The sequence below is a fragment of the Arboricoccus pini genome, assembly GCF_900187945.1.
GTDB lineage: Bacteria > Pseudomonadota > Alphaproteobacteria > Geminicoccales > Geminicoccaceae > Arboricoccus > Arboricoccus pini.
In genome coordinates this window covers 68,684-92,985 of record NZ_FYEH01000006.1, presented here as the reverse complement: position 1 = coordinate 92,985, position 24,302 = coordinate 68,684, and the positions used below count along the sequence as shown (strand labels likewise).

General features: G+C 62.3%; 25 protein-coding genes and 1 tRNA gene. 5 read left to right on the top strand and 21 right to left on the bottom strand.

The genetic code is table 11. The annotated features are described in order from the left end of the window. Nucleotides 1–59: 59 nt before the first annotated feature. The 11 genes from CFB17_RS10005 to CFB17_RS09955 form a co-directional block, all read right to left on the bottom strand. The gene (locus CFB17_RS10005; RefSeq protein ID WP_088561405.1) at nucleotides 60–1,355 is read right to left on the bottom strand and encodes a bifunctional folylpolyglutamate synthase/dihydrofolate synthase; all 1,296 of its coding nucleotides are present in this window, start codon (nucleotides 1,353–1,355) and stop codon (nucleotides 60–62) included. Continuing rightward, the gene (gene accD, locus CFB17_RS10000) at nucleotides 1,336–2,277 is read right to left on the bottom strand and encodes an acetyl-CoA carboxylase, carboxyltransferase subunit beta (protein WP_088561404.1); all 942 of its coding nucleotides are present in this window, start codon (nucleotides 2,275–2,277) and stop codon (nucleotides 1,336–1,338) included. The genes CFB17_RS10005 and accD overlap by 20 nt, the downstream gene beginning before the upstream one ends. Next, complete coding sequence (trpA, locus tag CFB17_RS09995; RefSeq protein ID WP_088561403.1) at nucleotides 2,274–3,104, bottom strand: tryptophan synthase subunit alpha; 831 nt, start codon at nucleotides 3,102–3,104, stop codon at nucleotides 2,274–2,276. The genes accD and trpA overlap by 4 nt, the downstream gene beginning before the upstream one ends. Beyond that, nucleotides 3,101–4,339 (bottom strand): tryptophan synthase subunit beta, encoded by a 1,239-nt coding sequence (gene trpB / locus CFB17_RS09990; RefSeq protein WP_088561402.1) that lies wholly within the window; start codon nucleotides 4,337–4,339, stop codon nucleotides 3,101–3,103. Before trpB ends, trpA begins: the two co-directional genes overlap by 4 nt. 70 nt (nucleotides 4,340–4,409) lie before the next feature. Further along, on the bottom strand, nucleotides 4,410–5,075 hold the full coding sequence (locus CFB17_RS09985; protein WP_088561401.1) for a phosphoribosylanthranilate isomerase: 666 nt from the start codon (nucleotides 5,073–5,075) through the stop codon (nucleotides 4,410–4,412). Next, nucleotides 5,072–5,791 carry an orotidine-5'-phosphate decarboxylase gene (gene pyrF / locus CFB17_RS09980; RefSeq protein WP_088561400.1) on the bottom strand — a complete coding sequence of 240 codons (720 nt, stop codon included), beginning with the start codon at nucleotides 5,789–5,791 and terminating at the stop codon, nucleotides 5,072–5,074. The genes CFB17_RS09985 and pyrF overlap by 4 nt, the downstream gene beginning before the upstream one ends. A 117-nt stretch (nucleotides 5,792–5,908) precedes the next feature. Next, nucleotides 5,909–6,247 (bottom strand): LapA family protein, encoded by a 339-nt coding sequence (locus CFB17_RS09975; RefSeq protein WP_088561399.1) that lies wholly within the window; start codon nucleotides 6,245–6,247, stop codon nucleotides 5,909–5,911. A 201-nt stretch (nucleotides 6,248–6,448) separates the two neighbouring features. Then, a complete protein-coding gene (locus CFB17_RS09970; RefSeq protein ID WP_088561398.1) occupies nucleotides 6,449–6,736 on the bottom strand; it encodes an integration host factor subunit beta in 288 nt (95 codons plus the stop codon). 267 nt (nucleotides 6,737–7,003) lie between these two features. Continuing rightward, nucleotides 7,004–8,737, bottom strand: coding sequence for a 30S ribosomal protein S1 (gene rpsA / locus CFB17_RS09965; RefSeq protein WP_088561397.1), 1,734 nt, complete (start codon nucleotides 8,735–8,737; stop codon nucleotides 7,004–7,006). Between the two features lie 84 nt (nucleotides 8,738–8,821). Beyond that, nucleotides 8,822–9,511, bottom strand: coding sequence for a (d)CMP kinase (cmk, locus tag CFB17_RS09960; protein WP_243389841.1), 690 nt, complete (start codon nucleotides 9,509–9,511; stop codon nucleotides 8,822–8,824). Next, nucleotides 9,508–10,803, bottom strand: coding sequence for a hypothetical protein (locus CFB17_RS09955; protein WP_088561395.1), 1,296 nt, complete (start codon nucleotides 10,801–10,803; stop codon nucleotides 9,508–9,510). Before CFB17_RS09955 ends, cmk begins: the two co-directional genes overlap by 4 nt. Nucleotides 10,804–11,064: 261 nt before the next feature. On the opposite strand from CFB17_RS09955, the gene CFB17_RS09950 reads away from it, so the two are divergent. The 3 genes from CFB17_RS09950 to CFB17_RS09940 all read left to right on the top strand — a co-directional run bounded on the left by CFB17_RS09950 (nucleotide 11,065) and on the right by CFB17_RS09940 (nucleotide 12,789). Next, nucleotides 11,065–11,466, top strand: a complete 402-nt coding sequence (locus tag CFB17_RS09950) for a TIGR02300 family protein (RefSeq protein ID WP_088561558.1) — start codon at nucleotides 11,065–11,067, stop codon at nucleotides 11,464–11,466. An 84-nt stretch (nucleotides 11,467–11,550) separates the two neighbouring features. Then, nucleotides 11,551–11,626 (top strand) — tRNA-Ala (locus tag CFB17_RS09945). Nucleotides 11,627–11,748: 122 nt separating this feature from the next. Next, nucleotides 11,749–12,789, top strand: coding sequence for a YegS/Rv2252/BmrU family lipid kinase (locus tag CFB17_RS09940; RefSeq protein ID WP_207762005.1), 1,041 nt, complete (start codon nucleotides 11,749–11,751; stop codon nucleotides 12,787–12,789). Nucleotides 12,790–12,961: 172 nt separating this feature from the next. On the opposite strand, the gene gatB is transcribed toward CFB17_RS09940, so the two are convergent. The 3 genes from gatB to gatC are packed head-to-tail and all read right to left on the bottom strand — an operon-like array spanning nucleotide 12,962 to nucleotide 16,178. After that, a complete protein-coding gene (gene gatB / locus CFB17_RS09935; protein WP_088561393.1) occupies nucleotides 12,962–14,416 on the bottom strand; it encodes an Asp-tRNA(Asn)/Glu-tRNA(Gln) amidotransferase subunit GatB in 1,455 nt (484 codons plus the stop codon). Beyond that, nucleotides 14,413–15,894, bottom strand: a complete 1,482-nt coding sequence (gatA, locus tag CFB17_RS09930) for an Asp-tRNA(Asn)/Glu-tRNA(Gln) amidotransferase subunit GatA (protein ID WP_088561392.1) — start codon at nucleotides 15,892–15,894, stop codon at nucleotides 14,413–14,415. The genes gatB and gatA overlap by 4 nt, the downstream gene beginning before the upstream one ends. After that, a complete protein-coding gene (gatC, locus tag CFB17_RS09925; RefSeq protein ID WP_088561557.1) occupies nucleotides 15,891–16,178 on the bottom strand; it encodes an Asp-tRNA(Asn)/Glu-tRNA(Gln) amidotransferase subunit GatC in 288 nt (95 codons plus the stop codon). The genes gatA and gatC overlap by 4 nt, the downstream gene beginning before the upstream one ends. Nucleotides 16,179–16,754: 576 nt before the next feature. Here gatC and ruvX point away from each other — a divergent pair. Then, on the top strand, nucleotides 16,755–17,228 hold the full coding sequence (ruvX, locus tag CFB17_RS09915; protein ID WP_088561390.1) for a Holliday junction resolvase RuvX: 474 nt from the start codon (nucleotides 16,755–16,757) through the stop codon (nucleotides 17,226–17,228). Nucleotides 17,229–17,280: 52 nt separating this feature from the next. Continuing rightward, the gene (locus tag CFB17_RS09910; RefSeq protein ID WP_165769540.1) at nucleotides 17,281–18,126 is read left to right on the top strand and encodes a DUF3108 domain-containing protein; all 846 of its coding nucleotides are present in this window, start codon (nucleotides 17,281–17,283) and stop codon (nucleotides 18,124–18,126) included. A gap of 43 nt (nucleotides 18,127–18,169) precedes the next feature. Here the strand turns inward: CFB17_RS09910 and grxD are convergent, their stop codons facing one another. From grxD to CFB17_RS09875, 7 genes are all read right to left on the bottom strand, one after another. Then, nucleotides 18,170–18,511, bottom strand: a complete 342-nt coding sequence (gene grxD, locus CFB17_RS09905) for a Grx4 family monothiol glutaredoxin (protein WP_207762004.1) — start codon at nucleotides 18,509–18,511, stop codon at nucleotides 18,170–18,172. Nucleotides 18,512–18,557: 46 nt separating this feature from the next. After that, entirely contained in the window at nucleotides 18,558–18,794 is a 237-nt protein-coding gene (locus CFB17_RS09900; protein ID WP_088561387.1) for a BolA/IbaG family iron-sulfur metabolism protein, read from the bottom strand. A 48-nt stretch (nucleotides 18,795–18,842) separates the two neighbouring features. Next, nucleotides 18,843–21,053, bottom strand: a complete 2,211-nt coding sequence (gene purL / locus CFB17_RS09895) for a phosphoribosylformylglycinamidine synthase subunit PurL (RefSeq protein ID WP_088561386.1) — start codon at nucleotides 21,051–21,053, stop codon at nucleotides 18,843–18,845. A gap of 5 nt (nucleotides 21,054–21,058) precedes the next feature. After that, nucleotides 21,059–21,721 carry a phosphoribosylformylglycinamidine synthase subunit PurQ gene (purQ, locus tag CFB17_RS09890; protein WP_088561385.1) on the bottom strand — a complete coding sequence of 221 codons (663 nt, stop codon included), beginning with the start codon at nucleotides 21,719–21,721 and terminating at the stop codon, nucleotides 21,059–21,061. A 120-nt stretch (nucleotides 21,722–21,841) separates the two neighbouring features. Continuing rightward, nucleotides 21,842–22,081, bottom strand: a complete 240-nt coding sequence (purS, locus tag CFB17_RS09885) for a phosphoribosylformylglycinamidine synthase subunit PurS (protein WP_088561384.1) — start codon at nucleotides 22,079–22,081, stop codon at nucleotides 21,842–21,844. A 15-nt stretch (nucleotides 22,082–22,096) separates the two neighbouring features. Next, complete coding sequence (gene purC, locus CFB17_RS09880) at nucleotides 22,097–22,861, bottom strand: phosphoribosylaminoimidazolesuccinocarboxamide synthase (RefSeq protein ID WP_088561383.1); 765 nt, start codon at nucleotides 22,859–22,861, stop codon at nucleotides 22,097–22,099. Nucleotides 22,862–23,071: 210 nt separating this feature from the next. Next, nucleotides 23,072–24,223, bottom strand: a complete 1,152-nt coding sequence (locus tag CFB17_RS09875) for a nitrilase-related carbon-nitrogen hydrolase (protein WP_165769539.1) — start codon at nucleotides 24,221–24,223, stop codon at nucleotides 23,072–23,074. Nucleotides 24,224–24,302 lie beyond the last annotated feature (79 nt).

The following is a 24,302-nucleotide window of genomic DNA, read 5'->3' as shown; positions in this document are numbered from 1 at the left end:
TCCGCCCGCTTCAACCTCGAATTTAGCCCGATAAGCTTAATAGTCGGTTAAATCGGCTGTCAGCTATTCGTGCGCAGGACATAACCGGCGAGATAGAGGGCGCCACAGATCAGAACGAGGGAGGGCCGCTTCAACCGGCGCGCAAGGCCCGCTGTCGCGTCCTCAAGCGATGTTGCGATGTTCGCCTGTCCATTCTCCGCCACGACGACGGCCGCAAGCTCCTCTGCCGCGTGGCCGGCCCCCGGCTCCTCGGGTAACGGGACGGTCGTTATGGACGCCACGCGCGAAACCAGCGGCTTGAGAAAATTGGCGAAGTCCTTTGTCTGGAGCATGCCGACGACCAGATGAACAGGCCGGCCCGCCGACAAGGCTCCAAGGCTCTCCGCCAGGACCTCGCCGGCCGCCGGATTATGGCCTCCGTCGAGCCAGAGGTCGTGCATCCCGCCCAGGGACTCGACCAGCGGGCCTTGCGTTAGGCGCTGCAGTCTCGCGGGCCACACGACACGGCGCAGGCCGCTGGCGATAGCGTGCTCATCGATGATCAGTGAAGGCAGATGCCGCGCTGCCATGACGGCAAGCCCGCCATTTTGGATCTGATGCGCTCCCTTGAGGGCAGGCCTGGGCAAGCTAATCGTCGTGTCGCCATCTTCCACAACGAGGAAGTCGTCCTCGGCCCGGGCCAGCCAGTCCCGTCCATGAATCAGGAGCGGAGCACCGATCTCGGCAGCATGTGCCTTGATGACGTCCAGGGCCGATCCGGGCTGCGGCCCGACGATGCCGAGGCATCCGGGCTTGAGGATGCCTGCCTTGGAAATGGCGATTTTCGAGATGTTGTCGCCCAGGAACGCTTCATGGTCCATCGAGATGGGCGTCAGCAGGCTGAGCGCGGGCCTGTCGATAACATTTGTTGCGTCATAGAGACCGCCGAGGCCGGTCTCGAGAAGAACGAGATCCGCACTGTCTGCCGCCATCGCCAGGAAGGCCGCAGCGGTCGTGATTTCGAAAAAAGTGATGGGTTGGTCTGCGTTCGCGCGTTCACAGCGATCTAGGCAGTCTGATAGGCGTGCCTCGTCGATGGGTTGGCCATTCAGCATGATCCGTTCGTTGAAGCGGACCAGATGCGGTGAAATATAGCGGTGTGCCCTGAGGCCGGCGGCATCGATCATGGCGTGCAGCATCGCTAGGGTCGATCCCTTGCCATTCGTCCCGGCAATGTGGACGATAGGCGGCAGATGCCGCTCGGGATGGCCGAGCGCCTCTAGGAGGCGCGAGACCCGACCGAGCGATAGATCGATCTTCTTGGGGTGTAGGCTTGAGAGCCTGGCCAGGATCAGGTCACTGACCAGCGTCGACATTCGCCATCTCGTCCTCGGTGGCGACTTCCGGCCCGCTCGTCACCTCTGCGGCTGGGGGGCTCTCTAGCTTGGGACGCAGTAGCAGACCTAGAAGTCTGGCGAGCGTCGCCCGCATCTCGTGCCGTGGCACCACGAGGTCGACAATACCGTGTTCCTTCAAATACTCCGCGCGCTGGAAGCCATTCGGCAGCTTCTCCCTGATCGTCTGCTCGATGACGCGCGGGCCAGCAAAGCCGATCATCGCGGCAGGTTCGGCCAGGTGAATGTCGCCTAGCATGGCAAAGGATGCGGTGACGCCGCCCGTCGTCGGATCGGTGAGGAGGACGATATAGGGAAGGCCTGCCTCCTTGATCTCCTGCACGGCGATCGTCGTGCGCGCCATTTGCATGAGCGACAAGGCGCCCTCCTGCATTCTGGCGCCGCCGGAAGCCGTGACGACAAGAAAGGCACTTCGCGTTTCGACAGCGTGCCTGGCAGCCGTAATGAAAGCCTCACCCAAGGCCGTTCCCATCGTGCCCGTCATGAAGTCGAAATTCATAACGGCAATGACAGTTGGCAAGCCGTCCACCGTGCCGGCTGCGGCCTCAAGCGCATCGAATGCCTTGGTCCGGTTCTGAGCCTCCTTAAGACGATCGGAGTAGCGTTTGAGGTCACGGAATTTCAGCGGATCGGCCGCGACCCTCGGTGCTTCCACCCGTTGCCAGCTTCCTTCATCGAACAGGGCACGGAAGCGGAACTCCGGTCCTACCCGCATATGGTAGCCGCAATGCGGGCAAACCCGGCCATTGGCTTCGAGATCTCGGTGAAAGATCATCCGTTCGCAGGACGCACATTGATCCCAAAGATTTTCCGGCAGGTCCGGGCGGCTTTGGCCGACGAGGGCGCGGATCTTCGGGCGGACGTAGCTGGAAAGCCAGTTCACGATTGTTGCCTCGCAGTTCTAATGGCCGCGGCCAGGCGTTCGACGCGGCTGTGGACTGCACGCACGAGCTCTGGTTGAGCCTGACCGGAAGGATCCAGGCTTGCCGCAACGCTATCGACCAGGGCGGAGCCGACGACGACCGCATCGGCTAGTCGCGCCACCTCGGCGGCTTGCTCGGGCTCGCGAATGCCAAAGCCAACGGCGATCGGCAGGTCCGTGGCTGCGCGCAGGCGACGGACCGCCTGGCCGATAACCTCGGCCGTAGCCCGTTTTTGGCCGGTAATGCCGGCAACCGAGACATAATAGATGAAGCCCGAACTGTTCAGGAGAACGGCCGGCAGGCGAGCGCTGTCGGTGGTAGGTGTCGCAAGACGAATGAAGTCGATTCCGGCGGCACGGGCCGGCAGGCAAAGTTCTTCATCCTCTTCGGGGGGGAGGTCGACGATAATGAGACCGTCGACGCCGGCAGCGCCGGCTTCGGCGAGAAAGCGCTCGGGACCGCGTGCCCAGATGGGATTATAATATCCCATCAGAACGATGGGTGTGACCTTGTCGGTATCCCTGAAACGGCGAACCATTTCGAGGGTACGATCCATCGTTGCACCTGCCGCTAGCGCGCGCAGACCCGCGGCCTGGATTGCGGGACCATCGGCCATGGGATCGGTAAACGGCATGCCGATTTCGATCAGATCGGCACCGGAAGCCGGTAGGCCGTCGATCAATGCCTGGCTTGTCTCCAGGTCCGGATCACCGGCCACAAGAAACGTGACGAGGGCCGCCCGATCCTCGGCCTTCAGATCGTGAAAACGACGGGCAATGCGGCTCAAAGCTCGACTCCCATCGAGGAAGCGACCGTGAAGATATCTTTATCACCTCGCCCGCTGAGGTTGAGGACGAGGATTTGATCCTTGGCGAGTTGCGGTGCCAGCTTGATCGTCGCTGCGATCGCATGAGCGCTTTCGAGCGCGGGCAGGATACCCTCGAGCTTGGCCGTGGTCTGAAACGCCGCCAAAGCCTCGTCGTCGGTTGCCGCCGTCACTTCCATGCGACCGATATCGGCGAGCCAAGCGTGCTCGGGACCGACGCCCGGATAGTCGAGGCCGGCCGAGATGGAATGTGCCTCGGCCACCTGGCCGTCATCGTCCTGAATCAAATAGGAGCGCTGTCCGTGCAGCACGCCGGGGCGGCCGCCGGCGATGGCCGCTGCATGCTTGCCCGTCTCGATGCCATGCCCGGCGGCCTCGACGGCCACGAGCCGCACCTCCGGATCATCAAGGAATGGATGAAAGAGGCCGATCGCGTTCGAGCCGCCGCCGATGGCGGCGACGAGAACGTCGGGCAGGCGTCCTTCTTTCGCGAGGATCTGCTCGCGCGTCTCGTTGCCGATCACCGACTGGAAATCGCGCACCATCGCAGGGTAGGGATGAGGGCCAGCCGCCGTGCCGATCAGGTAGAACGTATCTTCAACATTCGTGACCCAATCGCGTAGCGCCTCATTCATCGCGTCCTTGAGCGTACGAGAGCCGGATTTAACCGGAATCACCTCGGCACCCAGAAGCCGCATGCGGAAGACATTGGGCTTTTGCCGCTCAATGTCCGTCTCGCCCATGTAGACGACGCAAGGCAGGCCGAACCGGGCAGCTACCGTCGCGGTCGCCACGCCATGCTGGCCGGCGCCCGTCTCGGCGATGATTCGCTTCTTGCCCATACGCTGAGCCAGCAGGATCTGACCAAGGCAGTTATTGATCTTATGGGCGCCTGTGTGATTCAACTCCTCGCGCTTGAAATAGATGCGGGCACCGCCCAGCACATTGGTCAGGGGTTCGGCAAAATAAAGCGGAGATGGTCGACCGACATAATCCTTGAACCAGTAATCGAGCTCGGCCTTAAAGCGATCGTCTTTCTTTGCGATCTCGTAGGCGCGCTCCAATTCTAGGATAAGCGGCATCAATGTCTCGGCGACAAAGCGGCCGCCGTGAATGCCGAAGCGCCCTCGTGCGTCGGGTCCCTGACGCAGGCTGTTTGGCCTGGCGGAAGTGGAAGAGGCAGTCTCGGCAGTCATCAAGCTTGTCCGGGCAGCAAGGATAGGGGAAGGCTGGGCGCAACACGTCGGGCGACCAAAGCGCTCATGGCTAGGATGCCTTGTGCAGGTCGGCCAATCGGCGCGCCTCGGCCAGGAAGGCGTCCAGTTTCGCGGGATCTTTGGCCCCCGGCCATCGCTCCACGCCGGAGGAGACATCGACGCCGGGCGGATCGACGAGCTCGACGGCGAGCGCCAGGTTTTCCTTGTTGAGGCCGCCTGCAAGGAACCAGGGCTTGTCGATGGTCAGATTCTGCAACAGCTGCCAATCGAAGGCCAGGCCATTGCCACCTGGGACCGCCGCGCCATCGCGGGGGGCCTTGGCATCGAAGAGAATCATGTCTGCGGCAGCGACGTGCGCCGACAATGCGCCCAGATCGTCTGCCGTTTCGACCTGGATGGCTTTCATTACCTGCAATCCGCTGCGCAGCGCCACCTGGGCGACGCGATCTGGCGTTTCTCGGCCATGGAGCTGAATGACGTCGAGTGGGCAGAGCGCCAACACGGTCTCGATCTCTCTGTCGCTCGGATCGACAAAGACCCCCACCTTCCCAACATTGTCGGGGATGTCGGCCATCAGCGTAGCTGCCTCGTCGGGCCGCAACGCCCGGACGGAGGGTGGGTAGAAGATGAAGCCCAAATAGCGTGCACCGGCATTGACGGCCTGTTCAACTGCCATCTGTTCACGTAGGCCGCAGATCTTGACCATCAGGCTCATGAGCAGTTCGCTTTCAGCGTCACGCCGATCGCGCGGGCTGCCTCAACAGGATCTGCTGCCGCCGTGATTGGACGTCCGATGACGAGGAGATCCGCCCCTGCGGCCATCGCTGCCTCGGGCGTCATGATACGCTTTTGATCACTGTCGGCCGCGTTCGCTGGTCGGATGCCCGGGACGATTGTCATGAAGTCGGGTCCGCATCGCGTCCGTATCGCCTTGAGTTCGTGCGCGGAGCAAACGACACCATCCAGGCCATTGGACTTGGCGAGTAACGCCAGACGGACCGCGTGCTCGTCTGGAGATGCCGCTACACCGGTAGCCGCCAGATCGTCGCCATTGAGACTGGTCAGCACCGTCACCGCTATGACCTTGGGCGGCGTTCGCGATGCGGCTGCTGCATCCCTTGCCGCTGCTAGCATCGCTGGACCGCCGGCGGCATGCACATTGATGATGGCGACACCCAGTTCGCAGGCGGCTTTGACCGCAGCGTGCACCGTATTGGGAATGTCGTGGAACTTGAGGTCGAGGAAGACCGGCAGACCCACTGCTGCCATCTCCCGTACCCCGGCGGGCCCGTTGGCGGTAACGAATTCGAGGCCGAGCTTAAGGCCCCCCACATGGCCCTTCAGGACGCCGGCAAGCTCCAGCGCGCCCTTGAGGTCCGGGCGGTCGATCGCGACGTAGATCGGATTGATAGCAGTGCTCGTCAAACCCATGGTCTTGCTGAGATAAGGAGGCGGTCACCCCATTGTAAGGCGCGCCGCTATAGCATGGCGCTCGCAGCCTGCCAAAGCGAAGATGGCCAGCAGGGATCGGGCGATGCCGCCTATGGCTCAGGTGAGCGTCAGGTTGGCTCGGCGCTGCTTTTGACGCTCATTTTCCGCAGCTGCTTCCTGTCGCTGCCGGGCATGCTCGCGCGCTTCCAGCTCGCGAAGCTGGCGGCGGTTCCGATTGGCCCTGGCGCGATAGCGCCAAGCGCCCAGCCAGGTCGCGATGCCCCCCAGGACCGCGCCCACCACGAGGCAGATCGCGCCTATGACAAAGAGAGGTGTGTCGCTCGTATAGGGAAGCGGCCAGAAGCTTATCGTGACATTGTCGCGATTGACGACGGCCATGTCGACGATGACCAGGATCGCGAGGATGGCGATGACGAGGCGTATCGCGCGCAGCATGGATTGCGTCTCCTGATGTAACGAAGCAGCCCGATCGAAAGATCAGCGCGCCGATCGCGGCGCTGAGCGAAGCCCCTCGCAAACTCTGCATGGTAGCCGACGCACCACGATATCGGTCGTCTGAGCGGTCGCCCACTGCTTCCATCTAGCGAGATTGTCGTCCGTCGCCAACCGCCGGGGCCGGGCTTAGGTGGCCGGTGCTCAGTCAGCCTCCTGGTTGAGGCGGTCTCGTAGTTCCTTGCCGGTCTTGAAATGTGGGACCTGCTTGTCGGGCACCTCGACCTCGTCCCCGGTACGTGGATTGCGACCTTGCCGTGCATCGCGCGCGCGTACCGAGAAAGCCCCAAAGCCTCGCAACTCGACCCGATCTCCGCGCGTCAGTGCCAAGCTGATCTCCTCAAACACCGTGGCGACGATCTTTTCCACGTCGCGGAGGTAGAGATGCGGATTGGCTGCGGCCAGTCGCTTGACGAGATCGGATTTCGTCATCGGTCCGCTTTCCGCTCGCGGTTGATAAGGGCAGGCCGAATGCCAACGAAGATGGATCGGGCGCTAGCAATGCGCCCGGGGATAGGCCGGATGCGTTCCGCTTAGCCAATGGCCGGCCAGAGCGTCAAGGCGCGCGGTAGGCGTGGTCAAAATCGGCCACTCGCCTGTGTCCCGGGTGCTCGTGATGATCCGGCATAAAAAAGGGGGCGGCCCCTGTTGGACCGCCCCCCGATACCTGTCAATACACGCGCCCGTGGGCGCCGCCGATCAGTCGTCGCTGCGATCGGTGCTGTCGGCAGCGGCCTTCTGACGAAGCGCTGCTCCCAGGATATCACCAAGGCTGGCGCCACTGTCCGTGGAACCGTATTCGGCCATCGCCTGCTTCTCGTCGGCGATCTCGAGCGCCTTCACCGAAAGCGTAAGGCGGCGATTGAGCGCGTCGATATTGATAACACGCGCATCGACTTTCTCGCCGACAGCGAACCGCTCCGGACGCTGCTCGTCTCGATCGCGTGACAGCTCGGCCTTGCGGATGAAGCCGGTAGCACCGCCATCAACCTCGACCTCGACGCCACCCGAGTTCACTTCCTTGACCGTGCAGGTGACCCGCTCGCCCTTCTGGATGCCCGAGACCGCTTCCTTGAAGGGGTCATCGGCCAGTTGCTTGATGCCGAGCGAAATGCGCTCCTTCTCGACATCCACATCGAGAACGACCGCCTTGACCATGTCGCCTTTGTTGAAGCGCTTGATGGCCTCTTCGCCTTGCTCCGCCCAGTCGATGTCGGAGAGGTGTACCATGCCGTCGATATCTGCATCGGTGCCGATGAAGAGACCGAACTCGGTGATGTTGCGAACCTCACCTTCCAGGACCGAACCCAACGGATGGGTCTCGAGGAAGGTCTCCCAGGGATTGCCCATGGTCTGCTTAAGGCCGAGGCTGATCCGGCGCTTGTCGGGATCTACCTCGAGCACCATCACCTCGACTTCCTGGCTGGTCGAGACGATCTTGCCGGGATGGACGTTCTTCTTGGTCCAGCTCATCTCGGAGACGTGGACCAAGCCCTCGACGCCCGGCTCCAGTTCGACAAAGGCGCCGTAGTCGGTGATGTTGGTCACGCGACCCGAATACTTTGCACCAACGGGGTACTTGAGCTCGATGCCTTCCCACGGATCGGCCTCAAGCTGCTTCATGCCGAGCGAGATGCGCTGTGTCTCGCGGTTGAAGCGAATCACCTGAACCTTGACGGTCTGGCCAACCTGTAGGACGTCGGCTGGGTGGTTGATGCGGCGCCACGAAATGTCGGTCACATGCAGCAGACCGTCGAGACCGCCAAGATCGACGAACGCACCATAATCGGTGATGTTCTTGACGACGCCATCCAGGATCTGGCCTTCGGCAAGATTGGCCAGCAGTTCGTTGCGCTGTTCGGCGCGGCTCTCTTCCAAGACGGCGCGGCGCGAGACGACGATGTTCCCGCGGCGGCGATCCATCTTCAGGATCTGGAAGGGCTCGGTCTTGTTGAGCAGGTGGCCGATGTCCTTGAGCGGCCGGATGTCGACCTGCGAGCCAGGCAGGAAGGCAACGGCACCGCCGAGATCGACGGCAAACCCGCCCTTGACGCGTCCGAAGATGAAGCCCTCGACCTTGCCAACGTCATTGAAGGCACGCTCGAGACGGTTCCAGCTTTCCTCGCGACGTGCCTTGTCACGAGAAAGAACGGCCTCGCCGCTCTTGTTTTCGAAGCGCTCGACGTAGACGTCGACGCTATCCCCGATATTGACCTCCGGAGCCTGGCCCTGAACGCTGAACTCGCGCAGGGGCACGCGGCCTTCCGACTTGAGGCCAACATCGACGATGACGTCTTCGCTATCGAGGCCCACGACCGTGCCGCGCACGACCGTACCCTCGAGACGACCCGAGGATCCTAGCGTCTCATCCAACATGGCCGCGAAATCGTCGAGGGAGGCCCCCCGATCGAGGGTGGCGGTGCTTTCCGACATAGAGTCTCCAAGAAGCCGGCAGGCGCCGCCTCGAGGACGGGCCAGCCGGGGCTGGGGTTGCAACAAGCGTCGTCGAGGTATCGCTTAACCGCTAGCGGCTTCGTCCCGGCGTCCGGCTCGAACCAGCGACAGCCTTACCAGCTCGGCGGCGGCGGCTAGCGTCGCGTCGAGAGAAAGCTGCGTGGTGTCCAGGACGTGGGCATCGTCTGCCACGCGCAAAGGCGCGACAGACCGACTGGTGTCGCGTCTATCGCGCTCGATCATATCCTCGAGAACTTGCGCCCTTATAGGATTTGCGCCGCGCTGATGCAACTCCGCAAACCGGCGGTTGGCCCGCTCCTCTACCGAGGCCGTTATGAACAGCTTCACGGCAGCATCGGGGCAAATCACCGTACCGACATCGCGGCCGGCCAGAACCGCGCCTGGCGCCGACCTCGCGACGTTGCGCTGGAAAGGCAAAAGGACAGCTCGAACGGAGGGGACGGCTGCGACCTTCGAGCCCGCCTGGCCGGTTTCGTCACCCGTTAGCTTTGCCTCGTCGACATCCGAGGCCTGCAGCGTTTCGGCTGCCTTCAAGGCTGCCTCGGCATCCGCCGGATCGAGCCCGCAATCGAGGAGTTTGCGGCCGACGGCGCGGTAGAGGAGGCCGGTGTCGAGAAACGCCAGGCCGAATCGCCCCGCCAGCGCCTTGGCGATCGTGCTCTTGCCGGAAGCGGCCGGGCCGTCGACCGCTATCACGAGGGGGTCGGCAGCTCTGGCAGGGTCCAAGCTCACGAATGTCTCTCATCTCTGGCGTTGGGAACGAGCTGACGCAGGCAGGACAAAGCCAAGTCCCCGAACGCGCTGCTGCCAATGAGCGCTGCCCTCGTGGGCCCGGCCGCCGTCAGGAAGGCAGCGGTCAACTGGTCATCATCGAAGCCGCTAAGATCCGCTGTCGCACTGGCCGCGGTGCCACCTGCAACGAGGTTGTCGCCTACGACATCGATCGCCACACCGCAAGCGGCGAGCCTGGCAACGCGGCTGCGCATCGAGGCGTTGGGCCCTAGGCCGCGTAGTACCGACCTGTCGCTGCCGCGCGCCAGACCGCTGGCCAGCAACAGGCTAAACTCCCTCGAGGGAAGTGGATTTTCCAGTTCCACGTCGATCGCCGAAAGGGATGTGCCGTCGATCGCGAGGTCGATCATGAAACCGCCGTAGCACGCGTGGGTGTTGAGCGTTTTGATTGTCGCACCCGCCTGTTTCAAGCTCCGGGTCAGCCAGAGGATGGCCGGGCTGTTCGGCACCGCTTCGAGAATAACCGACGCTCCGGGCGAACAGGCGGCGGTGACGATAAGACAGGCGGCAATAAGATCATCGCCGGCTACCGCCCAATCTGCCGGCTTCAGCTCGGGTTGGCCGCTGATGGCGATATGTAGGCGACCTTCGTTTTGTCCCGCCTCTTCGATTTTGGCGCCGATGCTTTGCAATGCCGTCAGAATCGGGTCGGTCGATGGTCGCGGTATGCACAGCGACGTGGTTCCCGGCGCGTGCAGGCCGGCTAGCAGCAAGGTTCGTAAAAGGGTGCCGTCGGTTGCGTCGTCAGCATCCCATTCGACGGGCATGAGGTCGCTGCGCCCCTCCAACAACAGAGGGAAGCGCGGCTCCGGCCGATTCTTGGCGATCACGCCCATGGCGGCCAGCGGTGGCAGGAGCGACGTCAGCATGGTCTCCACTGACCCGCTTCCCTCACAGGTCATGATGCTATCGAAGGCGTGGCCCACGAGGGCGCCTAGCAGAAGAGGGAAGGTCATCGCCGACACCGGTAGGGTCGAAGCGGGGCTGAGGAAGCCGCCAACGCCGACGCCATGCAGCAGCACCCCATCATTTGTATCCAGTGTGATCAAAACCCCCAATTCTTGCAGCGCAAGCATGAAGGCGTCGATATGCGGATGCGATGCCAAGCGATCGACACGGCTCTTGCCAACGGCCAGGGCTGCCATCATCAGGGCGTCGATCGAGCTCCGCGGGTCCGGCGGCACCTTGAGGGTCGTCGATTGCTGAGAGCTGACAGGCAGTCGGAGCGGCATGAGCACCCGTTCAGGCAGGGCCGGCGAACACGCAGCTAGCTTGGCGCCGGCTGCCGCTTGAAATGTGGTCGGTAGCGACCGACCTATCCGCTCCAGACCGGGGCAACAGATCGATGGCGGTCCTACGCACCGCCGAGATTGGTGTAAGGCGGGCGATAGCACGGGAATTGCTTTTGACAGCGCCGGGCCGTCATGGCAATCGCCTCGCTCGCTTATGCACTGCGGTCAGACGGCCGCAATTCTTACTTGTTTGGAGAGCCGATGGCCAAGCCGGAATGGGGCACGAAGCGCCTGTGCCTGAATTGCGGGGCAAGATTTTACGATTTCATGCGCCAGCCGATCACCTGCCCGACTTGCGGCACCGTGCTCGACCTGGACGTGATTTCGCGGTCTCGCCGCCCGCGGGTTGCCACGCGCGCGGTGGCTGGAGCCGATGCGCCCACGGATGACACCGAGCTCGAGACCGATGACGCCGATATCGCCGTCGAGACCGAGGCCGAGGAAGAGGATCTCGTCGATGACGACACCGACCTTGCCGATGCCGACGTCGACGAGACCGCTGACGATGCCTCGCTGATCGAAGACACCGATGATCTGGGCGATGACGACGATGTGAGCGACGTTATCGATGACGATATCGACGATCCGGACGGCGATCGATAGCCTCGTTGATGCCTCGACGACAAAATGCACGGAGGGCTTGCTTGGCGAGCGGCTTACCCTTATGAAGCCGCTCGTCTCCCCGGTGGGGCCGTAGCTCAGTTGGGAGAGCGCCTGAATGGCATTCAGGAGGTCGTCGGTTCGATCCCGATCGGCTCCACCAAATTAACGCCCTTATTCATCCTATTCGTTGATGATCGAGCGGTCGGGTCGTTCGCCTGATGCCGGCTCTTGTTGTCAACGGCGCGACATAGGCGGGCTGACATTGATGCCGGGAACCGCCTCGTGAGCCTGGGCGCCTTGTTCAGCATATGGCGTGCGCGGGTTCGCGCCATCGTCCGCAGGGTACTTGGTCTCAAGCCGAAATTGCCCAAATCGGATCGACGACTCCGCCTTATCTTGAATGGGAAGTCGGCCGATCGCGCGGACATTCGACTGGCAATCGAGGAGATGCGTCAGGCCGGGACGCGTGTCGATCTTGCGATCACCCATAGACTGGGCGATGCGACGCATCTCGCCAGCATTTCGACTCGGCTTTGCGATGTCGTCGTGGCTGCCGGCGGTGACGGCACCATTCAGGAAGTCGTGGAAGGTATCTTGCGCGTCAGACCGACGCGAAGGCCGAGCTTGGCCCTGTTACCCGCTGGTACGGCCAACGATTTCGCAACCGGCTGCCAGATCCCGCGCTTTCCGCCTTTGGCCTTGCAACTGGCGGCCTCGGGTCGCAGCCGTTCGATCGACGTCTTGCAAGTCCGCGGCCTGGATCCGATTGGCGAGGTTGCCGATTTGGATATGTCGATCGCCGTAAATGTCATCACCGCTGCCTTTATCGATGAGAACGCGACCGAGATTTCGGACGAATTAAAGCGTCTGATCGGTGGCCCGGCTTACTGGATCGCCGGTATCTTGCGCACCCTGCACCTTCGTCCGCGCCGAATCGAGTGGCGGTCGGATGACGCGCGAGGGAGCGATGACCTTGTGGTGCTGACCCTGGCGAATGGGCGACAGACTGGCGGTGGTTCGGTCGTTGCACCCAGCGCACTTATCAATGATGGCCTGATGGATGTGCGGATGATCCGCGCCTTCGAGATCGCGGATTTTCCTGCCGTCGTGCGGGAGGTTGGTGATCCCGACTTTCCCCAGCCCCGCTTCGTCATTCGCTGCCGCACGAAAAGGTTCACGTTGTCGGCAGACGAGCCGTGGAACCTGACGTTGGACGGCGAGCCGCGCACGGGGCGGCGCGTTGAGGTGAATGTGCTCCACAAGCCGATACGCTTGGTGCTGCCGCCGGGGGCACCGGTTCGGCCCCATCGTCATCGGCCATGAGGGCATAGCCTCGAGGCTTGCTGTCGCCAAAGCGAACGGGCAACGGCAATGCATAAGCCCGAATTGCACCCTCTATGCTGTCGATCTGACGTCGGGGGGGCTTGTCGGTCGGTGCCGTGGTCTGCCTGGACGCGGATGCCGTCGACCTCGCTCTGCTTCCCTACGCTGAGCCTTAGCCGTCGAGCATTTTTTGCAGGATCCCGGTCACGACGGCTGGGTTGGCCTTGCCGCCGGTCTTCTTCATGACCTGGCCTACGAACCAGCCAATGACCTTGGGATTTTTTCGATATGTCTCGACCTGCCCCGGATTGGCAGCGATGACTTCCTCGCAGAAGGGCTCGATCGACGAGGTGTCGGTAACCTGCTTCAGGCCGCGCTCCTCAACGATCCGGGCCGGCGATTGACCGGTCTCGAACATGATGGCGAAAACGTCCTTGGCCAGGCGGCCTGAGATTGTGCCGTCATTCAACAGGTCGAGCAGCCGGCCGAGATCATCGGCGCTGATCGGCGTTTCGCTCAGATCCTTGCCGCCCTTGGCCAGCAGGCCGAACAATTCGTTGATGACCCAGTTGGCGGCTTGCTTCGCGTCCCTGCCTTGCGCCACCGCTTCGAAATAAGCGGCGGTTTGCTGTTCCATCACCAGGACGCCTGCATCATAGGGGGTGACCCCGTAATCGGCGATGAAGCGCGACTTCTTGGCATCCGGCAACTCGGGAAGGCTGGCTGCGATCTCCTCGACATAGCCCTCGGGAAGGATGACAGGGAGGAGATCGGGGTCAGGGAAGTAGCGATAGTCGTGTGCCTCCTCCTTGCCACGCATCGAGCGCGTCTCGCCCTTCTGAGCGTCGAAAAGGCGTGTTTCCTGCACGACGGTCTGGCCGCTCTCGATGAGATCGACCTGGCGCCTCGCCTCATATTCGATGGCGCGCGCAACAAAGCGCATTGAGTTGACGTTCTTGATTTCACAGCGCGTGCCGAACGCGGTCTCGCCCCGACGGCGTACGGAGACATTGGCGTCGCAGCGCAGGTTGCCCTCCTCCATGTTGCCATCACAGGTCCCGAGATAGCGCAGGATGGAGCGCAGCTTGCGCATGTAGAGAACAGCTTCCTCGGGCGTGCGGATGTCGGGCTCGGAGACGATCTCCATGAGCGCCACGCCCGAGCGGTTGAGGTCGATCAATGTCGCATCGTCGCTTCGGTCATGCACCGACTTGCCGGCATCCTGCTCGAGATGGAGCCGGGTGATGCCAATCGTCCGGCTCTCACCATTCGGCATGTCGATCACGAGTTCTCCATTGCCGACGATCGGATGGAGATATTGGCTGATCTGATAGCCCTGTGGCAGATCTGGATAGAAGTAGTTCTTCCGTTCGAAGACCGAATCCTTGTTGATTTGCGCCTTCAGGCCGAGGCCGGTGCGTACGGCCTGCCGGATACAATGTGCATTCACGACCGGCAGCATGCCGGGCATGCCCGCATCGACGATAGAGACATTGGCGTTGGGTGGCGCGCCATAGGCGGTCGAGGCACCCGAGAAAAGCTTGCTCTCGGAAATGACCTGCGCATGTACCTCAAGGCCGACGACGATTTCCCAGGTACCCGTGTTGCCCTCGATCGTATAGCTCATGCGGCAGCCTCCAGCCCGTAGGGCAAGGTGGTGAAATCGGCGGCCTGCTCGATCGCGCGACCCACCTTGAAGCAGGTCATTTCGTCCCAGGGCCGGCCGATCACCTGAAGGCCGAGCGGCAGCCCCGACGCGGAGAGGCCGGCCGGAACCGAGATGCCGGGGAGGCCGGCTAGGCTGCTGGGTACGGTGAAGACGTCGTTCAGATACATGGCGACCGGATCGTCCATCTTGTCGCCAACGCGAAAGGCGGCCGAGGGGGCGGTCGGCGTCAAGATCGCGTCGCAGTGTTCGAAGGCTTGGGTGAAATCGTCGGCTATCCGCCGTCGGACCTTCTGGGCCTTGAGATAATAGGCGTCGTAATAGCCGGCCGAGAGCACATAGGTGCCGATCATAATGCGGCGGCGCACCTCGGCACCGAAGCCTTCACCGCGCGTCTTCATATAGGTCTCGGCGAGATTTTTGCCCGGTACGCGCAGACCAAAGCGCATGCCGTCATAGCGGGCGAGGTTCGACGAGGCTTCGGCGGGCGCGATGATATAGTAGGTCGGCAGCGCATATTTCGTGTGCGGCAGGCTGATCTCGACGATTTCTGCTCCCTGCGCCTTGAGCCACGACGCGCCCTGCTGCCAGATCTGCTCGATCTCGCTCGGCATGCCATCTACGCGGTATTCGCGTGGCAAGCCGATGCGCATGCCTTTAACACCGCCGCCGACCTCCGATTTCCAGTCGGGGACGGGTAGATCAGCGCTCGTGCTGTCGTTCGGGTCGTAACCCGCCATGGCTTCGAGAAAAAGCGCGCAGTCCTCGACCGACCGGCCGAAGGCGCCTGGCTGATCGAGCGAGCTCGCAAATGCGATCACGCCGAATCGCGAGCAGCGGCCATAGGTAGGCTTAATGCCTGTGATGCCACAAAAGGCGGCGGGCTGGCGGATCGAGCCGCCCGTATCCGTGCCGGTGGCAGCCAGGGCGATGCGCGCGGCGACGGCCGCCGCCGAGCCGCCCGAGCTGCCGCCTGGAACCACGGCCACGTTGTCACCCACGGCCGTCCAGGGGCTCCGCACGGGTCCATAGTAGGATGTGACGTTCGCCGAGCCCATCGCGAACTCGTCGAGATTGGTCTTGCCCAGGCAAAGAGCTCCTTCGCCCCAAAGCTTTCTTGTAACGCTCGATTCGTAAGGCGGCTTGAAGCCGTCCAGGATATGCGAGGCTGCTGTCGTCAGCACGTCCGTCGTGCAAAACAGATCCTTGATGGCAATGGGCAGGCCCTCAAGCAGGCCGGCCTCACCCCGCTGCAGCCTGCTCGCGGCGGTCTTTGCCTGCTGGCGGGCAAGATCTGCTGTCTCGGTGATGAACGCATTAAGATCGCGATGGGCAGCCAGAGCCGAGATATGTGCTTCAAGGAGTTCGTCGACCGAGAACTCCTTGGCGAGGAGACCCGCGCGCGCCTGCGTCAAGGTAAGATAGGTAAGTTCGCTCATTCGACGACCTTTGGGACTACGAAGAATCCGTCGAGTGCTGCCGGTGCGTTGGCGGTAACGACATCGGCATGACCGCCGTCGGTGACGCTGTCCTCACGCCAGCGCGGCGGAAGCGGCATAATCATCCGCAAAGGTTCGACGCCGTCCGTATCGACCTCGCGAAGCTGCTCCACCCAGAGCAGCAGGTTAGAGAGTTCACGAGCAAGCGGTTCTTGCTGATCATCGGGCACGTCGATGCGCGCGAGGTTCGCGATCCGCGCTACGGTGGATCGATCGAGCGACATGAAACTGGTCTCCGAGACGATGGAATTTGGATGCCGATCCATGGACATCAGCCGGCACAGTTTACAGCTGCCGGGGTTGAAGTGACAACAGACCGTCGACGGTGTGGCGGCATGGTCCCAAGGTTGAAATAAGGCGCTTGATTTATCTAAAATTACGTAAAATTCGATTTACATTGCAACCATAACGCGCCACAACGTTTTTCAACGTCAGATGCGATCGAAACGGGCGGCCAGTGCGGCGCCACGCATCACCGTTTCCAGCCGATGAAGAGCGTGCTTATTATGGAACATCCGATGTCCGAAGTCGACGCTTGTGGAGGCAACGAGCACGCTCCGAGGCGCGAGATCATTTTGCCAGGAGCATTCGTGACGATCGAGCCTGGCCGTGTGCGTATTATCGCACGGCCCAGGCGGATCTCGCTGGCCCAACAGCCGCTGGTTTCCTCGGATGTGTCGTTATACGAAGGCCTTCCTTCGGTCCAATCGAAGGTGGCGCCTCGGGAATCTTTCGAGTTGGCCTGAACAGCACAGTAGGCGAGCGCATCGATCGTCCCGGCAAAAGGAAAAGTCGTTCCAATGGCCGAGTTGTTCGACGACCTCCCGGCCTTCATCTCGGTGTTGCCTCAAAGTGGTGGCCTGCTGGCAATTGACGCCAGCAAACGGCGCTTAGGGTTCGCAGGCACGGATCCGCGACGACTGCTGATAACGCCGCTCTCGACCATGCAGCGACGGCGGCTTCAAGACGATCTTGAGGCCATTCAAGCGCGAGTGGTCGAACGGGCCGCGGTCGGTATTGTCCTTGGCCTTCCGCTCAACATGGATGGTTCCGAGGGGCCCATGGCCGTTACCGCAAGGTATCTTGGTAATCGCCTCGCACTGGAGTTGGCCCTCCCGGTCCTGATGCAAGATGAGCGCCTGACGAGCTTTGCCGTCGAGGACGCATTTGCGGAGGGACGGTGGCGGCGGCCCAAGCGAGACGCTCCTGTTGATCATTATGCCGCAGCCGTGATCCTAGCGGACGCTCTCAAGCTAGATCTCGGCGGCTTTTAATCGCACAAGTCTTTTCTTCCCGCTCACGATGCGAAACATTGTGGGTATGATCATGCCGTCCCTCCTTGCACCGCTCGCGCGACGCCGGCTTCTGAAGTCTAGCACCTTGGCGCTCGCTGCCGCCTGTCTCCCAGCGCCCCTGAGTGCCCAGGCTGCCGAATTCAGCGAAGGCGATTTTCGCTATGCGGTGCAAGCCTACGGTTTGACCGTGGGCGCGCTCCGACTGCAGAATCTGCGTCGTGGCGATCATTTTGAGGGCAGGATCGTTGCGCGTGCCGACGGCCTAGCAGCGATCTTATCGGGCAACACCACAAGCTATAGCGCCATTGCAGCGCGGGTTGGCGGCGTCATTCGACCTGTAAGCTTCAAGAGCGTTCAGTCAAAAAGCGACCGCCAGCGCCTGATCGATATCAGCTATGGCAGTGACGGCCAGATCACGAGCTTCCGGTATCGGAATAATGGTAGAGATGCCACGAGCGACGTGCCACGCACAGCCTGGACCAATACGATCGATCCTGTCACCGCATCATTCCGTCTGCGCGACACGATGGCGGCTGGCAGAGGAGGCGCTACGCTGCCTATCTTCGATGGCCGTAAGCTCTACGATACCGATGTTACCGATGAGGGAAGTACGGACATCGAGATTGCTGGCCAGAAGGTCACCACGCGTGTCGCCAAGCTGGTGTTTATTGCCAAAGCCGGTTTCGAGCGTGGCGATGGGCTCATAACTTTCCCAGGCGAGACGCCCACGCAATATGCACGAATCCATTTCCGGCCGGGAGATATGGCACCCATCTTGATGACCACAGTCGGCGATGCCACCCAGGCAAGCGCCAGCCTGCAAAACGACTGCCTGGGAAAGCCGCAGACAGGTGCTTGTGCAAATATTGAGCGCTAGATGGCGTCTCGCTCGTAGGAGCGAGAGCCTTCTCAACCGGGATTCAGGCGACGGCAGCGTTTGTGTTCACGCCCTTCTCCTGGAACAGCGCTTCGAGCTCGCCCGTCTCGTACATCTCTCGGACAATATCGCAGCCGCCGATCAACTCACCTTTGACGTAAAGCTGGGGAAAGGTCGGCCAGTTGCCGAATTCCTTCAGCCCATTGCGAAGCTCCATGTCCTCAAGAATATTGTAGGACTGGAATTTGACGCCCGTCTGCCCCAAGACCTGCACTGTAGCGGCGGAAAAGCCACACATCGGAAAGACGGGCGTTCCCTTCATGTAGAGGACGACGTCGTCGCGCTCGATTTGTTCCTTGATGCGGTCGAAAACGGCATTGGTCATCATCATTGCTCCGGACATTGCCCGACCAGGTCGGGTTTAAGGGGTCTCAGGCAGCTGGGGCGCAAGTACGCAAGGCCAAAGCGTGAAGTTCGCCACCCATGCGACCGCCAAGCGCCTCGTAGACGAGCTTGTGCTGCTGGATGCGGCTCTGGCCGCGAAAGACCTCGCTCGTGATGGTGGCCCGATAATGATCCCCATCTCCTGCAAGGTCCTCGATGACAACAATGGCATCGGGGAATGCTTGCTTGATCAGCGTCTCGATATCGTGGGGCGCCATCGCCATTGCTCGCGGAATCCCTCGCGTGAAACTGTCGAAAAAACGATGCCCCAGTCAGGCAGCCTGCATCAGATCCGGTAGGAAGGCTTCATGCACCCGCCGCATCTCGTCCAGGGAGATGGGCACGTGGCCGCCCAGGTTCAACGCGTCGCCGCCACTCCGGCCAATCTCTCTGACCAAAACACCGGCTTCGTTGCCCCTTGAACGCAGATTGGCGACCTGCTCGGGCTTCACCGCCAGCACATAGCGGCCCTGTTCCTCGCCAAATAGCCAGCCTTGGGGGCTGGTGGCGTCGTCTGGCACCTCGAGGGTAGCACCGATACCGCCGGCCAAGCACATCTCAGCAATTGCTATGGTGAGGCCGCCATCGGCAATGTCGTGGACGGCGGCAACGAGACCGTCGTGGATAAGGCCCTGGACGAAGAGGCCGTTACGCTTCTCATAGGTCAGATCGACCGGCGGAGGCGCGCCTTCCTCGCGACCCATGACCTCACGCATATATAGAGACGCGCCAAGCCAGCCCGCTGATTCGCCCACCATAAGGATGACGAAGCCTTCTCCGGGCAGCGCCAGGCCTGTCATGCGTGCCAGGTCGTCGATGAGGCCTACGCCCCCGACATTTGGGGTTGGCTGGATCGGGCGACCGTCGGTTTCATTGTAGAGCGAGACATTGCCGGAGACGACCGGGAAGTCGAGCACGCGGCAGGCCTCGGCCATGCCTTCGATGCAGGCAACCAGCTGTCCCATGATGCGGGGGCGCTCGGGATTGCCGAAATTGAGGCAATTGGTGATCGCCAGCGGCCTTGCGCCCACCGCGATCAGATTGCGCCAGGCCTCGGCAACAGCTTGCATGCCGCCCTGGAAGGGATCGGCTTCGCAATAGCGTGGAGTACAATCGGTCGTTAGGGCCAAGCCCTTCTTGCTGCCATCGACGCGCACCACCGCGGCATCACCGCCCGGACGCTGCACCGTGTCACCGCGCACCAGGTGATCATATTGCTCGTAAAGCCACCTCTTGCTCGCGATATCGGGCGAGCCCAGGAGCTTCAATGCTGCCTCGCGCACGTCCATGGGTGGCGCGCCGGTCACACCCATGATCGGCAAAAGCTTGGGCGAGGGCAGCGTGGGCCGGTCATAGACCGGCGACGCACCGCTCACGGGTGCGACCGGCAGGTCTGCCACGACTTCACCACCCATACGAAGCACCATCCGGCCTGTATCGGTCACGTGGCCGACGGTCGCGAAGTCGAGCTCCCATTTCTCGAAGATCGCCCTGGCCTCGTCCTCGTGGCCTGCCTTGAGCACGATGAGCATGCGCTCCTGGCTTTCCGAGAGCATGATTTCGTAGGCGGTCATGCCCGTCTCGCGCAGCGGCACCTGGTCGAGATCCATCTCGATGCCGGTGCCGCCGGACGCTGCCATCTCGAACGAGGACGAGGTGAGGCCCGCTGCGCCCATGTCCTGGATCGCGACGATACAGTCGCGCGCCATAAGCTCGAGGCAGGCTTCGATGAGGAGTTTCTCGGTGAAAGGATCGCCGACTTGCACCGTCGGCCGCTTCGCCTCGGTCTCGTCGGTGAACTCGGCCGAGGCCATCGTGGCGCCGTGGATACCGTCGCGGCCGGTCTTGGCGCCGACATAGACGACGGGATTTCCCACGCCGGCCGCGCGCGCGTAGAAAACCTTATCGGCATGGGCGATGCCCACGCACATGGCATTGACCAGGATGTTGCCATTGAACGAGGCGTGGAAGGTGCATTCGCCTCCCACGGTCGGTACACCCACGCAATTGCCATAGCCGCCGATGCCGGCCACGACTCCCGAGATCAGGTGTCTGGTCTTGGGATGACGCGGCTCGCCGAAGCGCAGCGCATCCAGTACGGCGACGGGCCGGGCGCCCATGGTGAAGATATCACGCATGATGCCGCCGACGCCGGTCGCCGCCCCCTGGTAGGGCTCGATATAGGAGGGGTGGTTGTGGCTCTCCATCTTGAAGACGACGACTTGACCATCGCCAATATCGACGACGCCGGCATTCTCGCCTGGCCCCTGAACGACCCAGGGCGCCTTGGTGGGGAACTTCGCGAGGTGTCGCCTGGAGCTCTTGTAGGAGCAATGCTCGCTCCACATCACCGAGAAGATGCCGAGCTCGACGAGATTGGGTGCGCGGCCGAGGATTTCCTTGATACGTTCGAACTCGGTTGACGAGAGTCCGTGTTCGGCGACTGTCTTAGGCGTGATCGCGGAGGAATCGGAACTGGTCATTTTGGTCAACCCAATGCGGCCGCAAGAGATGCAAAGAGAGGCTTGCCGTCAATGCTGCCCTGCAAGGGTTCAGTGGCGTCTTCGGGGTGGGGCATGAGGCCCAGGACGTTGCGCCCGGTCGAGAGAATTCCGGCTATGCGGCCTACCGAGCCGTTCAGCTCACCTTTGTAGCGAAAGGCCACTCTGTCTTCGTCCTCGAGCCGCTTTTGGCCCTCGGCATCGATCGTGTAGTTCCCGTCGTGGTGCGCAACGGGAAAGACGACCTCCTGGCCAGCTTCATAGCCGCTCGTAAAGACCGACTGCCTGGTGGCGACCTCCAGCGTGACGGGCTTGCAGAGGAAGGCCAGCCCCTTGTTTCGCATGAGGACGCCAGGGAGGAGCCCGGCTTCGGTCAGGATCTGGAACCCGTTGCAGATGCCGATGACGGCAACCCCTCGGCCTGCTTGCCTTGCGATCTCCGTCATGATCGGCGAACGTGCGGCCACTGCACCGCAGCGAAGGTAGTCGCCGTAAGAGAAACCGCCGGGCAGGGCGATGAGATCGAGGTCGGGGAGTTCACTCTCCTTGTGCCATACCGAAAGGGGGCGATGGCCGGTTGCGGCCTCTAGGGCGCGCGCGAGATCGACCTCGCGATTGGACCCGGGAAAAGTGATGATGGCAGCGCGCATCGTCTCTCGATTTCATCAGTACGGAAGCTTGTGAGCGGACCCAGGCAGCGATGATTGTGCGACCCGGCGGATCGCCGCCGGACGCCATGGTTTGCCGCTCGGCAGCCGCGTTGCGATCCCTTAGGCAATGTCGATCGTGTAGCTTTCGATGACCGGGTTGGCGAGCAGCTTCTCGCACATGGCCCTGGCAGCCGTGAGAGCGGCCTCGCGGTCAGGTGCGCCCACATCGAGCTCGATGATCTTTTGCCGCTTGACGTTTGCGACATCGGGAAAGCCCAGGCCCTTGAGCGAGCGTTCGATCGCTACGGCTTCGGGGTCGAGAACGCCGGGTCTAAGGCCGATGGCCACCTTGACGCGCATGATCGTCGCTTCTCTCTACTGAATGGTCTCAGGTCCACTAAGGTCGCGCGGTCCTGCCTCTGGCAGGATGCCGAGCCGACGTGCGATCTCGGCATAGCCTTCCTGCACGTTGCCGAGGTCGCGGCGAAAGCGGTCTTTGTCGAATTTCTCGTTCGTCTGCCGATCCCAGAGGCGGCAATTATCGGGGCTGATCTCGTCGGCGAGCACGAGGCGCATCTCCTCGTCTTCCCAAAGGCGGCCGAACTCCAGCTTGAGGTCGATCAGCCTGAGGCCCACGCCCATGAAGAGCCCGGTGAGGAAATCGTTGATGCGCAGAGTCAGGTTCAAGATCTCGTCCAGCTCCTGATAGCTGGCCCAGCCGAACGCCGTTACATGCTCCTCACTGACGAGAGGATCGCTCAGTTCGTCGCTCTTATAGTAATACTCGACGATCGAACGCGGGAGCGGGGAACCTTCCTCCAGGCCCAGGCGGGTCGACAGCGAGCCCGCCGCCACATTACGCACGACCACTTCGACCGGAATGATCTCGACCTCGCGGATCAGCTGCTCGCGCATGTTGAGCCGGCGAACGAAATGCGTCGGCACGCCGATATCGCCCAGTCGCATCATCAGATATTCGGAGATTCGGTTATTGAGGACGCCCTTGCCCGTGATGATGGCGTGCTTCTTATTGTTGAAGGCGGTCGCGTCATCCTTGAAATACTGGACGAGCGTTCCAGGCTCCGGCCCCTCGAAAAGGATCTTCGCCTTGCCTTCGTAGACCCGCCTGCGCCGGCTCATAACCTCGTCGATGCTCCTTGCACGGCGTAACGTGCGCGCCGGCGCTCCCATATACCATCTGCGGGACCGCGAAAGTCCTCGGTTCGAACGACTGGCGCGCGCAGGCGTATGCCGGCAAAGCCACGCCGTCCGGGTGGCTGCCTTATACAAGAGTGCCAGTGTCGGTACAACTGATCCTCGGGCTGCGGGGGAAGGGCGGGCAACCGTCTGTCACGTTGCTCGCGGCCAGCCAGATTCGCTCGCGCCAAAGGGGTCATAGCCTCCCGCCCCCACGAGGAGGCAGTTTGCAGTCTCGGCTGCCAGCCGCAGCGCCAGAAGACGTAGGCTGTCCTCCACCCGGATCTTCGGGGGTGCGGCATGGAGCGTACTCTCGAGCGTTCTTGTCAGCCCCGCGATAAGAGGAACCAAGGCCTCGTCGAGATCGATGATGCGGACCTTGGAGGGGCCGACTGCGTCGATCGCCAGTGCCGCCAGACGCGGCTCGCCTGCACGAAGCAGGATGCCATCGAACTTGCGTTCCCTGACCATGGCGCGCAGTCGCTGGCAGAGGGCTTGCGATCTGAGAACCCCCGGCGGCGGCGGGAACCGAACCCTGCCCTCCAAAAGCCGAATTCCGTCGGGTTCGATCGCCCAGCTGGTTGCAAGATGGTCTGCCGCCAGCGGCAACGTCGAGGCCCGCAGGCGGCAATCGGCATCGAGCGCGAAGGAGCCGCCGGCATGCACGCGGTCGTCAAGGGCGCCCGCCAGATTCGCGACGAGGCAGGCAAGTCCTGTTTCCCTGATCCGGCTAACGACATTGTTTAAGAGGATATCTGGGGCTGCCGGATCGAAGCTGCTGGCGATGACGGAGATCAAAAGCTCGGCACCGGATTCCGCCAGCGCTTCGGAAACGTCCGGTGTCTCAATGTCGATTCCGTGGACGACGCCAAGTCGCAGGACGCGGCCCTCGTCGAGGCGGAGGGGCAAAGGACCGGGGACCGGACCGGCCACGAGTGTCGCAATCTCTTCTGGCTCCAGCCTGTGGCGCGCGCGCCAGCCGGCGACCGCGCCGTCCTGCGCCAGGATGACGACATCGGCCAGGCCTTCGGACGTCTGACGCGGTGCCGTGAAGAGAAGGGCCGGGCCGCCATCGGCGGTCTCGTGAACGAATTGTTCAACGAGCTTCGTGCAGTTCGCCAGGAGATCGGCTCGCAAGGCGATGCCGGCGGCCGGCCGACCCGTCAGCGCATCTTGCGGACAGACGACGAGCCGCGCCTGCATGCGGGCGGCCGCTTCGCGGGCTTCGCGGATCGCGGCCGCATTGCCCGGGAGATCGTCGGGGAGCGGTGCTGATTGGGCGACGGTGATCACGACGCTGGGCAAAATGTAGCTATCCGATGACAGAGCGCGGAACACCATTTGCTTCAAGCAAACGCGTGATCGTCTTGGCGCGCCGATGCGC